Below are 14,215 nucleotides of genomic sequence, written 5' to 3'. Positions count from 1 at the left end.
CCACGTGGGCGGGCCCCGGGGCGTTCACCGGTTCGGGCCACCGGTACGGCGGCGGTGCGCACGGCCCTGCTCACCCTGGTCGGGTTCGCGTCGCTGACCTCAGGGGCGGTCCCGGTGTCCTCCTCGCTCCCGGCCGGGGGAGCACCGAACTCCCGTTTGAACGCGTTGGAGAAGGCGAACCGCGAGGAGTGGCCCGCCGGGTGGCCGCCGCCGTCATCCCGGTGTTCCGGTGCGGCTCCGGGGCGGCCCGAACCCCGTCCGCGCACTCCCGGGAACGGGGCCGTGGGAGCACCGCGGCGTCCGCACGGCCCCGCGCCGGGGCCTCAGCCCCGGGCCAGCGCCGCCAGCGCCCTCTCGACATCCACCGCCACCTGCGGAGGCAGGAACATCAACGCCTGCCTCAGGGTGCGCCGCTCACCCCAGACGGTGTTGCGGCCCACCTCCCGCGCCATCTGCGGGGAGTGCTCGGCGATCGCCTCGATGACGGTCGCGTACGCGCGCGGGTCATCGATCACCTCGGCGGTCGAGGAGTCCAGCTGCAGCGGACCGCTCCGCGGCTCCGGGGCCGGCTGGTGGAAGACCCACTCGTGCTCACCCGAACCCACGGAGAAGGCCTCCCTGCCGGGTAGTTCTACCCGGGCCTCGGTGTTGGGCGGCACACTCGCGCGCACCACCACCTCCTCGCCCCGCCTGCGCCACCGCACGCCCGCGGGTCCGTACGGCGTCAGGTGGCGGGCGCTCGCGTGCTCCAGCCCGGGCAGCGGCCGGGGCGCCACCCGGATCCTCCGGTAGCCGGGTTCGTCGGGGGCCAGCCCGGCCACCACCCGGTGCATCCAGTCGGCCACGGCGCCCAGGGCGTAGTGGTTGAACGAGGTCATCTCACCCGGGTTGAGGGTGCCGTCCTCCAGGAGGCTGTCCCAGCGCTCCCACACGGTGGTGGCGCCCATGGTGACCGGGTACAGCCAGGACGGGTTCTCCGTCTGGGTGAGCAGCCGCCCCGCCGTCTCCACGTACCCGTGGTCGGTGAGCGCGTCCGTCACGATCGGGGTGCCCACGAACCCCGTGCTGATCCGGTAGCCGTCCCTGCGCACCAGTTCGGCCAGGCGGCGGGCGAGCCGACGGCGCAGCTGCCCGTCGGTGACCAGGCCGAAACGCAGCGCCATCGCGTAGGCGGTCTGGGCGTCCGAGACCATACGCCCCGCGGCACTCACGTACGTCCGCACGAAGGCCTCGCGTGCGTGCTCGGCCGCGTCGGCGAAGCGGCGCGCGTCCTCGGTGTGGTCCAGCAGGTGCGCGCACCGGGCGACGATGTCCAGCGAACGGAACAGGTGGGCGCTCGCGACGATGTCGGAGTCGGTCCTGGCCTGCCCGGGCCGGTCGGCGGGCGCGGAGGGATCCAGCCAGTCACCGAACTGCAGGGTCCCCTCCCACAGACCGGTGCCCCCGCTCTCGGCCAGGAGCACGTTCGCCCAGTCGCGCATGCTCGGGTACTGGGCGCGGAGCACCCCGGTGTCGCCGTAGCGTTCGTGCAGGACCCACGGCACCACCGTCGCCGCGTCACCCCACGCGGCGGCGGCGCCGTCGCCCAGACCGCTGGTCACCGGGGGCACCACGAACGGCACCACGCCCCCGGCCCGCTCCTGGGCCAGGGCCAGCTCCCGCAACCAGGAGGCCAGGAAGGCGGAGCTGTCGTACAGGAAACACGCGGTGGGCGCGAACACCTGGATGTCCCCGGTCCACCCCAGGCGCTCGTCCCGCTGGGGGCAGTCGGTCGGGATGGCCAGGAAGTTGCCCCGCATGCTCCACACCACGTTCTCGTGGAGCCGGTTCAGCAGCGGGTCGGAGCAGTCGAACCACCCGGTCCGGGCCATGTCGGTGTGCACCACCACGGCGGAGACGTCGGCTGGGTCGAACTCGCCCGGCCAGCCCTCCACCCGGGCGTAGCGGAAACCGTGGAAGGTGAACCTCGGCTCCCACTCCTCCTCCCCCTCACCGGAGAGCACGTAGACGTCGGTGGCCGCCGCGCGGCGCAGCGGCCGCAGGGCGAGTTCACCGTCCTCCAGGACCTCGGCGTGCCTGAGGGTGACGGTGGTGCCGCGCGGGCCCCGGACCCGGATGCGCAGCCTGCCCACCAGGTTCTGTCCGAAGTCGAGCAGCAGGGCCCCGGAGGGGGAGGTGGCGACCTCCCGTACCGGCAGCGTCTCGATCCGGCGCACCGGGGGAGCGGAGCGGGGCTCCGGTTCGGGGACCTCCTCACCGGTGGGGACCGCCGGGGACCAGCCCCGCGCGGTCGCCCCCGGACGCGACCAGCCGGGGAGCTCGCGCCTGGCGTCGTGGTGTTCCCCGGCGTAGATACCGCTGGAGACCAGGGGTCCGTCCCCCCTGGCCAGCCAGCGGCCGTCGGTGCGGACCTCCTCCGAGGTGCCGTCCTCGTACTCCAGCACCAGCTGCGCCATCAGGCTCGGCTGCTCGCCGTAGTGACGGGACACCTGGCCGAAGAAGCCGTACTCCTCCGTGTACCAGCCGCCGGCCAGCCGGGCGCCGACGACGTTCTCGCCGGGCACCAGCAGATCCGTGACGTCCGCGGTCTCGTGGACCAGGCGCCGCCGGTAGTCGGTCCACCCGGGGGAGAGCACCGTGTCGTCGGCGGCCGAGCCGTTGACCTCCATCTCGGCTACCCCGAGCGCGGTCCACAGCAGCCGTGCCCTGCGCAGCGGGCCCCGCACGGTGAAGGAGCGCCGCAGCAGCACGGGCTGCGCCGGCCGGTCCGGTGCGGCCAACGCGATCGGCTCGGCCCGCCAGCGGCCCCGGCCGAGAAAGGCGGCCTCCACCGGGAGCGGGCGGCTCCACGGGGTCCACACCCCCTCGGAGTCCGCGGCCCGGACCTGCACCTCGCACCTCCGGCCTGGGGCCAGGGGCGCGAAGGGCCAGTCCACCAGCACCGAATCGGGGCCGTCGAGCTTTACCAGCCGACCGTCGCAGCACAGCTCGGCGGCGCTCTGCCGCCAGTCCGCGGCGCCGCCGCCCACCTCCCAGCTCAGCCTCGGCTCGGCGACGGCCACCGCCGCGCCGCCCCGGCAGTGTTCGGCGCGCAGCTCCGTGATCCGTGCGTCCGTCACCCCAGACCCCCCTCAGCGTCGAGTTCCACCGTCACGTCCAGCGGAAGGTCCGCCACCGACGTGCCCACACGGAGCCGGAACCCTCCCGGCTCGTACACCCACGCACCGTCCCAGTGGGCCAGCGAGCGGGGGCGCAGCGGGACGTCCGCGGTCGCCCGCCCGCCCGCCCCGGCCCGTACCGGGGCGAAGCCGACCAGCCACCTGGCCGGGCGGTCCACCGCGGAGTCGGCGCGTTCGGCGTAGACTTGGACCACCTCCTTACCCGGACGTCCCCCCGTGTTGGCGGCGTCCACCCGCAGGACGGGTCCGGAGCCCTGCCCGGTGAGCAGTTCCGCCCGCTCCAGGCGCCACGAGGTGTACCCCAGGCCGAACCCGAAGGGGTAGGCGGGCTCGGCACCGTCCCGGAGCCATGCCCGGTAACCGATGTGCACGCCCTCGTCGTAGGCGAGCAGGCCCCGGTCGGGGGTCACGTCCAGCACCGGCACGTCGCTGGTGCGCGCCGCCCAGGTGGTAGGCAGCCTGCCGCCGGGTTCGCGTTCGCCCGACAGCACGTCGGCGAGCGCGTTGCCGAACTCCTGCCCGCCGAAGTAGCCGAGCAGCACCGCCGCGACCTCCTCCCGCCAGGGCATCAGCACGGGGGAGCCCGCGTTCACCACGACGACGGTGCGCGGGTTCACCGCGGCCACCGCGCGGACCAGCTCGTCCTGGTGCCCGGGCAGGGACAGCGCGGTCCTGTCGTGCCCCTCCGCCTCCACGGCGGTGTTGGTGCCGACCACCACGACCGCCGCCTCGGCCCCGCGGGCCGCGGCCTCCGCCTCCGCGATGAGCTCTTCCGGCGGCACCGGGGCCGGGGCCGTGCCCAGGACCGCGGAGAAGACGTCGGTCAGCGCGCGCTCGGGGTCCACCTCGAACTCGGCGACCACGTCGACGGTCTCCCCCGCGGTGACGGTCAGGGGCGTGGTCAGGGCAGGGGGTGACAGGACTGCCGCTGCCGGGTCCAGATCCCGGGTGTCCGGTCTGCCCTTGAGCACGGTCCGTCCGGACACGCTCAGGCGGCCCAGTGCCGAGGTGGCGAACCCCAGCAGCACCTCACCGCTCCGCTCGAAGCCCAGGGCCGTGCGCAGTACGAGCCGCCGCGCCCGGCGCAGGCGCTCCTCACCCATCCAGTAGAGGGCGCTCGCCCGTCTGTGCTCGTCGAGCACCACCTCCCCCTGCGCGTCCAGGAAGGTGGCGCGGACACCGGGCAGGCCGGTCACCGGGTCCCGGGTCAGTTCCGGGGCGAAGCCCTCGATGTCCTCCTGGACGATCGCTCCCAGGGAGTACTCCACGCGGGTGCCGGGCAGCGCCGCCCGCAGCCCCTCCAGGGGGGAGACCACCCTGTCGGGTACGACGGTGGCGCTGCCGCCGCCCTGGATACGTGCCGTCCCGGCGTTGTGGCCGATGACGGCGAGGCTTTCCAGGGAGGCGGGCAGGGGCAGCGCCGCCTCGTTGCGCAGCAGGACCATGCCCTCGGCCGAGGCGCGGCGGGCGAAGGCCCGGCCGTCCACCGCCGAAGGGGGGCTTCCGGCCGGGGAGGGGCGTTCGGTGCCGCCCTCCGCTGAGCCCGCCAGGGCACCCACCCGGGAGGCCAGGAGCAGGAGGCGCTCCACCTTGCGGTCGATCGCCCCGACGCTCACCCTTCCCTCGTGCACCGCGGTCAGCAACGCCTCACTCCAGGCCCGGGAGGGGCCCGGCATGGCCAGGTCCAGCGACGCGGAGGCGGCACGGGTGCCACGCACCGCCATGAAGTCGCTGACCACCACGCCGTCGAAACCCCAGGACCGGTTCAGGGGCTCCTCCAGCAGCGGGTGCTCGGTCATCGGTGTGCCGTTGACCGCGTTGTAGGCGCTCATCAGCACCCAGGTTCCCGCCTCGACGACGCGTTCGAAGGGCAGGAGGTAGACCTCGCGCAGCGCCCGCTCCGAGACCCGCACGTCCAGGGACATCCGGTCGGTCTCGGAGTCGTTGGCGACGTAGTGCTTGGGCGCCGCCGCCACCCCGTTCTCCTGCAGGCCCCGGACGTAGGACCCGGCGAGGGCCGCGGTCAGCTCCGGGTCCTCGCTGAACGCCTCGAAGTGCCGCCCGCCCAGCGGGGAGCGGTGCATGTTGACCACCGGCCCGAAGACGACGTCGATCTTCTTGCGGGAGGCCTCGGCGGCGATCACCGTCCCGTACTCCCGGGCCAGTCCGGTGTCCCAGGAGGAGGCCAGGGCGGCGGGGGAGGGCAGGCACAGGGAGGGGTCCCGTTCGTCCCAGACGGGGCCCCGGACACCGGAGGGCCCGTCGGAGAGCCACAGGGAACGCAGCCCGATGCTGTCCAGGGCGGCGGTGGTGGCGAACCCGCCCCCGGAGACGAGCCGGACCTTCTCCTCCAGGCTGAGCTCAGCGACGAGTTCGCTCGGTCGCCTACTGGTGGTCATACGGTCCTCTCGTGGTTCTCTCGGGCGGCCAGGGCGGCGCGCTCCCGGCGCCGCCGTGCCTGCAGGTCGGGGTCGGGCACCGGGGCGGCCAGCAGGAGCCGCCGGGTATAGGGGTGTTCGGGGTCGGAGGTGACGGTGTCGCCGTCTCCGGACTCGACGATCTCCCCGCGGTACATGACCGCCACCCGGTGGCTGACGTGCCGCACCACGGCCAGGTCGTGTGAGACGAACAGGTAGGAGACCCCGGAGTCCTCCTGGATCTCGGTGAGCAGCCGCAGGATCCTCTTCTGGTTGGACAGGTCCAGCGCGGAGACGGCCTCGTCGCAGACGATGAGCCGGGGCTCCAGCGCCAGGGCTCGGGCGATCGCGATGCGCTGCCGCTGCCCTCCGCTGAACTCGCGGGGCAGGCGCCTGCCCGCGTCGGAGGGCAGGGCCACCTGGTCCAGGAGTTCGGCGATCCGGTCCCTGGCCTCCCGGCCCGCCCCGCCCCGCACGGTCAGGGGTTCGCTGAGGATCGCCTCGATCGTCATCGACGGGTTCAGGGAGCTGTAGGGGTCCTGGAAGACGACCTGGATCTGGTCGCTGAGCGTGCGCCGCTGGCGGCGCGGGAGCCCCGAGATCTCCCGGCCCCGGTAGGTGATGCTGCCGGAGGTCACCGGGGCCAGCCCCAGGATGGCGCGGCCCAGGGTGGTCTTGCCCGACCCCGACTCGCCCACCAGGCCCACGGTCTCGCCCTCGCGGATGTCCAGGCTCACCCCGCGCAGGGCGAGGAAGCCCTTGGAGCGCAGGCCCCGGCCGGGGTAGCGCACCTCGACGTCTCGTACGTCCAGCAGGGGCTCGGTCACCGGTCCACGTCCTTCCGGTCTGTCGGGGCCAGCGGGCCCCGGGCGCTGCCGCCGTCGAGGATGGAGTCCAGCAGCGACTGTGTGTACGGGTGCTCCGCGTCCCGGAAGATCTCCCGGGTGGGGCCGGACTCCACGATGTGGCCCGAACGCATGACCGAGACCCGGTCGCACAGGTCGGCCACGACACCGAAGTTGTGGGTGACCAGCAGGACACCCATGTCCAGGTCCTGTTGCAGGTCGCGCAGCAGGTCGAGGACCTCGGCCTGCACGGTCACGTCCAGGGCGGTGGTCGGTTCGTCGGCGATGAGCAGCGCGGGTTCGGTGGAGACGGCGCCCGCGATGAGTACGCGCTGGGCCATCCCGCCCGAGACCTGGTGCGGGTATGCGGAGAAGGTGCGCTCGGGGTCGGGGATGCCCACCCGTTCGAGCAGGCCCAGGGCCCGTGCCCGGGCGGCCCGCCGGTCCATGCCCAGGCACACCCGCAGGGGTTCGACCAGTTGGGAACCGATGGTGAAGGACGGGTCCAGGTTGCTCATGGGCTCCTGCGGCACGTAACCGATACCGCGGCCGCGGACCCGTGCCCGGTCGGCCTCCCCGCCGGCGAGCAGGTCGTTTCCCTCGAAGACCGCCGAGCCCGCCAGGACCCGTCCGCCGCGGGAGAGCAGGCCCATGACGGCGAAGGCCGTCTGGGTCTTGCCCGACCCCGACTCGCCGACGAGTCCGTGGACCTCGCCGCGGTCCACGCTCAGGTCGATCCCGTGCACGACCTCCCGGACGCCGGCGGGGGTCCGGTACCCCACCCGCAGGCCCCGCACCGACAGGAGTTCCCGGCCGGTGCCGGTCTCCTCGGGCCGGTGCCGGACCGGGGCGTGCGCGGTCTCCCGGGGACCGTCCTCAGCGGTCTGCGGGCCCCCGGCCGGACGGGCCCCGCCCTCCAGTTCGTCGCGCAGGGTGTTGGCCAGCACCGCGAGGGCGACACTAGTCAGGGCGATCGCCACCGCGGGCCAGAGCAGCAGCATCGGAGCGCGGTAGATGTTCGCGAACCCCTCGTTGAGCATGCTGCCCCAGGTGGGCACGGAGGGGTCGCCCAGACCGAGGAACTCCAGCCCCGACTGGATGGCGATGGCCGTGCTGGTCACGATGGCCGCCTGGATGATGATCGGCGCGCGCACCACGGCCAGGATGTGCCGGCCCAGGATCCTGGCGTCCCCGAGGCCGCTGACCCGGGCCGCGTCGACGTAGAGCTCCTCCCGCACGGAGGAGACCAGGCTGTACACCAGGCGGAAGAAGACCGGTGACAGGATGACTCCGAAGATGGCCATGGACAGCCACACCGAGGGGCCCAGGACGGCGCGCGCCGCGAGCAGGACCACGATGGCGGGCAACGACATGACCAGGCTGGTCAACCAGGTGGAGACGGTGTCGAACCAGCCCCCGTAGTAGCCCGCCAGCATTCCGCCCGCCACACCCAGCAGCAGGGCGACGGCCAGGGCGAGCAGGGCGGCCAGGACACTGATCCGGGTCGCCACCAGCAGGCGGGAGAGGACGTCGCGTCCCGCGCCGTCGGTGCCGAGCGGGTAGTCGCCGCCGGGACCCACCAGGATGTCGTGCAGCGAGGAGTGGTTGGGGTCGCGCGGAGCCAGCGGTTCCCCGCCGAACACCACGAGGGTGACCAGGAACAGGAAGGCCAGCGACAGCGCCGTGGCCGGGTTGGCGAGCAGCCTGGCCGGGAGCCCCCGCCCCCGTCCCGGGGCGTGTCGCCGCGCTGCGGTCTCCTGGGTCATGACAGCCTCACCTTCGGGTTCAGGGCGGCCTGGCAGAGGTCGATGAGCAGGTTGACGGCGATGACGATGGCGGCTGTCACCAGGACCAGCCCCAGGACCAGCGGGATGTCGCCGTTCCCGGTGGCCTGCACCGAGAGCTGTCCCAGGCCGGGGATGGAGAAGACCTGTTCCACGATCACCGCTCCGCCCAGCAGGCCGATGAACTGCACGCCCAGCACGGCCAGGGCCGGCCCCGCCGAGTTGCGCAGTACGTGCTTGAGGACCACCTGGCGAAAGCCCAGGCCGCGGCTGCGCAGGGTCCGCACGTAGTCGCGGTCCAGCGCGTCAATGACCGATCCGCGGATCTGTTGTGCCACGGCCGCCACCGCGCTCGCCGAGAGCGCGAGGACCGGGAGCGTGACCGAGGCCAGCCACTCGCCGGGGGAGTGGGCCAGGGGTACGTAGCCGGTGGCCCGGAACCACCCCAGTTCGATCGCGAGGAGCAGCACGAGCCCGAGCGCGATCAAAAACCCCGGAACGGCGAAGCCGAGCAGGGCGATGACCTGCACGGACCGGTCGATCCAGCCCCGGCGCACCGCGGCCAGCACACCCAGGGCCACGGCCAGGACCGTGGCGAGCACGGTGGCCCCGACCACGAGCGAGAGGGTGACGGCCAACCGGTCGGTCACCTCGGTGAGCACCGGCTGGCGGCTGAACCAGGAGGTGCCGAGGTCACCGGTGAGGGCGTCGCCCAGCCAGGAGCGGTACTGCTCCCACAGGGGCCGGTCCAGGCCGAGTTCGGCGGCCCTGCGGTCCACCTGCTCCTGGGTGGCGTTGGGTCCCATGATGCGGCGGGCGATGTCACCTCCGCCGGCGTACAGCAGCGCGTAGGCCACGGTGGTGATGAGGAAGAGGAGGGCGCCGCCCGAGATCAGGCGGCGGAGTGCGAATCTGAACACGGAGTTCGTCCAGGGGTCGTGCGGAGCAGGCGCTCCGGCGGGCCCCGAGCGGGCCCGCCGGAGCGCCGCTCTCAGGACTGCGGGCGGATGTCGTACACGTTCGGGTAGGCGTTGGTCGCCAGCATGTCGACCTGGACCCCCTCACTGGTCGCGAAGGCGGCGTCCACCCGGTAGAACGGCGCGAACCAGGCCTCCTCCACCAGGTAGGTGTTGATGTCGCGGGCGGCCTGCTCCTGCCCGTCGCCGTACTGCAGGTCCTCGATCATCGTGTCGAGCTCGTCGGACTGCGAGTTGAGCGGGTTGAACTGTGCCTGGGGCGCCACCATGAACTGGACCAGCTGCCAGTCGGGGTTCTGCTCCAGGCTCATCATCGCGGCCGGGTACTTGGGGGCGAGCATGTCGGCGAAGAAGTTGTTGCCCGAGTCGGTGTGCTCGGCGACGATGCCGACGTCGTTGAGCTGCTGCTCCAACAGGGTGTAGGGCGTGCTGCCCAGGGCGCCCGACATGGGCATCTCCAGGACGAACCCCTCGCCGTAACCGGCCTCCTCCAGCAGCTCCCGCGCCTTCTCCGGGTCGTAGGGGTAGTGCTCCTCCAGTTCGGGGTCGAACCCCATGGCGTGCTCGGGGAAGACCTGGGAGGTCACCGAGCCGTAGCCGCCCTGGAGGGCCTCCAGCATCGCGTGCCGGTCGATGGCGTGGTTGATGGCCTGGCGGACCTTGGTCTCGCCCAGTGCCGGGTTCATGTCCCCGGCCCGGTCGAACAGGAGCAGCCCCTGGAAGTCCAGTTCGACGGTGTGGATGTCCCAGTCCTCGGCCTCGACCTCGGCCCGGTTGTCGTTGGAGGCCAGCTGTGCGGCGTCGACCTCGCCCGCCCTGATCGCGTTGAGAGCGGCGGTCGGCTCCTCGTAGACGTTGATGGTGAGCTCGTCGTAGTGCTGGGCCTCGGTGTCCCAGTGGTCCGGGTTCCGGGTGTAGACGTAGCTCGTGCTGGTGACCGTCGCCGAGGTGTCCAGCAGGTAGGGGCCCGACCCGACGGGTTCACCGGCCAGGGATTCGTCGTTCAGGGCCTCGCCGCTCACGATGACCCCGGGGTCGCGCGCCAGGTAGTTGAGGAAGGCGGGGTCGGGCTCGGCCAGGCTGATCTCCAGGCTGTGCTCGCCGGTTGTCTCGATGCCGGTCACGCCCGCGAGGTAGACCGCTGCGGTGGCGCCGCTCTCCTGGAAGGCCTCGAGGTTGTCCTGCACGACCTGTGCGGTGAGCTCCGAACCGTCGCTGAAGGTGACGTCGTCGCGCAGTTCCATCGTCAGGAGGGTCTCGTCCCCGTCGTAGGACCACTCGGTGGCCAGACGCGGTTCGACGCCCCCGTCCGGGGTGGCGCTCAGCAGCGTGTCGTACACGGCCTGGTAGAAGGGCGAGGCGTTGCCCCACTCGCGTCCTTCCAGGTCGAAGGTGGTGGGCGGCAGGATCGTTCCGATGGTCAGCGTGTCGGAGTCACCAGGTGCGGTGCTCTCGCCGTTGGCACACCCGCTCAAGGCGAGAGCGGCTATGGCCATGACCACCAGGGTTCTCTTCTGGGACACGTTCTTGACTCCTTCGCGACTCTGGGGGAAGCGGCGATCCGCCGTGATGACGAACACGTTAACCTAAAAACCGAGTGTCCACTAGGGTTTTACCGTACTGTAATTTCCCAGGTAGAGACGGTGCCCGGCCTCCGGGGTGCCGCACGAGGCGCACTCTGAACTAGGCTGAGCCCCCCAACGGACCCGGAAGGAGTCGTGAACAGATGACGGCGGTCCACCCCCCATCGGGCCGACGGACCGGCAGGAAACGCGGTTCCTACGCCAAGACCGAGCAGAAGCGACGGCTGATCCTGGAGGCCGCCTTCGAGGTCTTCTCCCAGGACGGTTACCGCTCCGGTTCGCTGCGCGACATCGCCGACCGGGTCCAGATGAGCGAGGCGGGGCTCCTGCACCACTTCCCGAACAAGAGCGCCCTGCTCGCCGCGGTGCTCGAGCACCGCGACCAGCGCACGGCGGACTTCTTCGAGCCGGAGGGCCCCGGGGACGCGCGGACGGGGCTCATCGGCATCCTCCGGCTCACGGCCTACAACTCGTCGGTCCCCGGGATCGTCGAGCTGTACTGCACCCTCTCCGCCGAGGCCACCGCACCCGCCCACCCCGCCCACGACTACTTCGTCCGCCGCTACGAGTGGATAAGGGGCACGGTCACCTCGATCTTCGAGGCGCTCCGGGACCAGGGGGACCTGGTGGCCGGGGTCGAGCCGGCCAGTGCCGCCCGCAGCACCATCGGCCTCTTCGACGGCCTCCAGGTGCAGTGGCTCCTCGACCGGGAGGCCGTCGACATGGTCGGGGAACTCCGCGCCCACCTGTCCCGGCTGGTGAACTTCGAGGTCCCCGCCGTGGAGTAGGAGGCCCCGCCGCGGAGCAGGCGGCGTTCGCACCGCCCCCGCCCGCGGCCGGGGCGGCCCGGGTTCTGGGTGTGGGCGTATAGTTCGGACATACCGGCTGGCGACCGCACCAGCGGCCGTGCCGCCTTCGAAGGGACACCCCCTGCAACTGAGCGCACTGCTCAACGGCCATGCCCACCAGGTCATCCACGGGGACCCGGCCCTCCCCATCACCGCGGCGCCCTGCGTCGACATCGACCGGGTCGCGCCGGGCTCCCTCTACCTCGCGCTCCCCGGGCACCCCGAGGGCGGCCCGGAGGGGGTCGCCACGGCGTTCGCCCGGGGCGCCGTCGCCGCCATCGTCGAGAAACCCCTCCCGGCGGACGGGTCGTCCGCGCCACCCGGCACCTGCCTGGTGCAGGTCGCCGACGCCCGGATCGCCGCGGCGCTGGTGTCCGCGCGCCACCACGGCGAACCCGGCGCCGCCATGGACGTGGTCGCGGTCACCGGCACCAACGGCAAGACCTCGGTGGCGGCCGTCTACGAGTCGCTGCTGCGGATCGCCAACGGGGCCCGGGTCGGGGTCATCGGCACCTCCGGGGCCCGGACCGGCGGGGACTCGATCCCGATGCCCCGGTCGCTGCTCAGCACACCCGAGGCCCCGGACCTGCAGTACCTGCTGGCCCGGATGCGCAGCCGCGGCACCCTCAGCGTCGTCCTGGAGGCGACGTCCATGGGACTGCTCCAGCACCGGGTGGACGGCTCGCACATCGATGTCGGAATCTTCACCAACCTGACCCAGGACCACCTGGACGACCACGGCACGATGGACAGCTACCGGGACGCCAAACTGCGGCTGTTCCAGGGCCTGTGCCGTCAGGCCGTGGTCAACGTGGACGACCCCGTGGGCGCCACCATTCCCGCGATGATGCCGGGCGCGGTCACCACCTACTCCGTCGAGGGCCCGGCGGACTACCGGGCGAGCGACCTGGTGGTGGAGGCCTCGGGCACCCGGTTCGTCCTGCACCACGGCGGCCGCGAGTACCCGGCGGTGATCCCGATGCCGGGGCGCTTCTCGGTGTCCAACGCGCTCGCCGCGCTGGCCGCCTGCCACGTGCAGGGGCACGACCTCGAAGGCCTGGTGGCCGCACTCGAACACATGCCGCAGATCCCGGGCCGGTTCGAGCACTTCGCCGCGCCGCACGGGGTCTCGGTGATCGTCGACTACGCCCACTCGCCCGACTCCCTGGACAAGGTCCTGGCCACGATCCGCGGCTTCGCCCCGGGCGGTGTGATCACCGTCTTCGGGTGCGGCGGGGACCGGGACACCACCAAGCGGGCGCGGATGGGCGAGATCGCGGGCACCCACTCCGACCGGTGCGTGATCACCTCGGACAACCCGCGCCACGAGGACCCGGAGGCGATCATGGACCAGGTGGCGGAGGGGGTGGAGCGGACCGGGACCCCGTTCGCCCGGATCGCTGACCGCCGGTCCGCCATCAGCCGGGCCCTGTCGGTGGCCCGCTCCGGTGACGTCGTGCTGATCGCGGGCAAGGGCTGCGAGCCGTACCAGATCTTCGGCGACCAGATGCTGCCCTTCGACGACATGACCACCGTCCGCGAGTTCTCCACCGCGTCCACCGGCCCGCTTTCCGGGATCTACGAACCGACCTCGCGGGTCGCCGAGAAGGGCTGATCCCCGCACGGTGGCCCGGGTGCTGTAGTGGCCCCGGCCACCACCCGGTACGGGGGCGGGGGAGTTCCGCCCCGTCCGAATGACGGGCTCCGGTGAGGCCACGCGGCCCCGGGCCCGTCAGGTCCCCCCACCGGTCCGCGGTGGCCACGGCCCCGGTGAACCCGCCGCCGTGTCAGTTCGGACCGCGCCGCCACGGCTGCCGGACTGAGCGGCACCGGCAGATGACCCGACGCACCCGGCTGTGGCCGCCCTGGGACGAGCGGTGGGTTTCGTCCCGGTTCAGATGTAGCTTGATCGGGCCGCCCCGCCTGCGAAGGCTTTTCGGTGTGCGGGGGAGAACAAGCGGACGATCGGGGGTTCCTGGTTGAGGAGAAGTGAGTGAATGCCCGTGGTCTCCCCGCTTGGGGAGGTGTGAAGTGCGTGCGGAACGTTCGTTACCTGTTGCTGATGTCCGCCCTCGGGTTGGCCTTTGCGTCTGTGGTCGCTGTCATTCTGGTGATGACCAACAGAGTGGGGTCAACGGCTTCGTTCAATCTCACGGTCTCCTTCCTGGCCGGTCTGGTGACGTGGGTGTGTCTGAAGGCGGTCATCTACTCCAAGGTCGGAATCGGTGACGGGTTCTTCTTCGTGCGGGGGGCTTTTAGGGACAGGGTCATCACTTTTTCTGAAGTTGATTCCGTGTGCGCTCACGACGGCTTGTTTCTCCTCGTTCAGGGTGGGAGTCGGGTGACTCTTCCAGGGTTCGAGCCTTCCGCGTTCGGTGCGCTGCGTGGGTACAGGTCCTACTCTGGAGCTTGCGATGAGATCTCCGGGGCGCTGTCGGAGTGGAAGGAGAACGGGTCCCCCTCTCCTGGCTCCGGTAAGACGCGGGTGCGCCCCGATGTCATGCTGCTTGTGGTGTCCCTGTTGCTCTACTCGGGTGTTTGGCAGTTTTCCGTGTTGCTTCTCTAGGGTTCGGGTGAAAATA

9 protein-coding genes are annotated in these 14,215 nt (G+C 71.9%); 3 read left to right on the top strand and 6 right to left on the bottom strand.

Annotation, left to right across the window (positions count from 1 at the left end; translation table 11 throughout):
- Window positions 1-323: 323 nt before the first annotated feature.
- From IE195_RS14055 to IE195_RS14030, 6 genes are all read right to left on the bottom strand, one after another.
- Window positions 324-3,119, bottom strand: a complete 2,796-nt coding sequence (locus tag IE195_RS14055; RefSeq protein WP_229826208.1) for a family 78 glycoside hydrolase catalytic domain — start codon at window positions 3,117-3,119, stop codon at window positions 324-326.
- Complete coding sequence (locus IE195_RS14050; protein ID WP_191271418.1) at window positions 3,116-5,578, bottom strand: beta-glucosidase family protein; 2,463 nt, start codon at window positions 5,576-5,578, stop codon at window positions 3,116-3,118. The genes IE195_RS14055 and IE195_RS14050 overlap by 4 nt, the downstream gene beginning before the upstream one ends.
- Complete coding sequence (locus IE195_RS14045) at window positions 5,575-6,423, bottom strand: ATP-binding cassette domain-containing protein (protein WP_191271416.1); 849 nt, start codon at window positions 6,421-6,423, stop codon at window positions 5,575-5,577. The genes IE195_RS14050 and IE195_RS14045 overlap by 4 nt, the downstream gene beginning before the upstream one ends.
- Window positions 6,420-8,207 (bottom strand): dipeptide/oligopeptide/nickel ABC transporter permease/ATP-binding protein, encoded by a 1,788-nt coding sequence (locus IE195_RS14040; RefSeq protein WP_191271414.1) that lies wholly within the window; start codon window positions 8,205-8,207, stop codon window positions 6,420-6,422. The genes IE195_RS14045 and IE195_RS14040 overlap by 4 nt, the downstream gene beginning before the upstream one ends.
- Window positions 8,204-9,145 carry an ABC transporter permease gene (locus IE195_RS14035; RefSeq protein ID WP_191271412.1) on the bottom strand — a complete coding sequence of 314 codons (942 nt, stop codon included), beginning with the start codon at window positions 9,143-9,145 and terminating at the stop codon, window positions 8,204-8,206. The genes IE195_RS14040 and IE195_RS14035 overlap by 4 nt, the downstream gene beginning before the upstream one ends.
- Window positions 9,146-9,216: 71 nt before the next feature.
- Window positions 9,217-10,725: an ABC transporter substrate-binding protein gene (locus IE195_RS14030; protein ID WP_229826207.1), complete on the bottom strand. Its 1,509-nt coding sequence runs from the start codon at window positions 10,723-10,725 to the stop codon at window positions 9,217-9,219.
- Window positions 10,726-10,928: 203 nt separating this feature from the next.
- On the opposite strand from IE195_RS14030, the gene IE195_RS14025 reads away from it, so the two are divergent.
- The 3 genes from IE195_RS14025 to IE195_RS14015 all read left to right on the top strand — a co-directional run bounded on the left by IE195_RS14025 (window position 10,929) and on the right by IE195_RS14015 (window position 14,199).
- Entirely contained in the window at window positions 10,929-11,573 is a 645-nt protein-coding gene (locus tag IE195_RS14025; RefSeq protein ID WP_191271411.1) for a TetR family transcriptional regulator, read from the top strand.
- 118 nt (window positions 11,574-11,691) lie between these two features.
- Window positions 11,692-13,248, top strand: a complete 1,557-nt coding sequence (locus tag IE195_RS14020) for a UDP-N-acetylmuramoyl-L-alanyl-D-glutamate--2,6-diaminopimelate ligase (protein ID WP_229826206.1) — start codon at window positions 11,692-11,694, stop codon at window positions 13,246-13,248.
- A gap of 420 nt (window positions 13,249-13,668) precedes the next feature.
- On the top strand, window positions 13,669-14,199 hold the full coding sequence (locus IE195_RS14015) for a hypothetical protein (protein ID WP_191271410.1): 531 nt from the start codon (window positions 13,669-13,671) through the stop codon (window positions 14,197-14,199).
- Window positions 14,200-14,215 lie beyond the last annotated feature (16 nt).

The sequence above is a fragment of the Nocardiopsis terrae genome (assembly GCF_014651695.1).
GTDB lineage: Bacteria > Actinomycetota > Actinomycetes > Streptosporangiales > Streptosporangiaceae > Nocardiopsis > Nocardiopsis terrae.
This window is presented reverse-complemented; position numbering and strand designations above follow the sequence as displayed.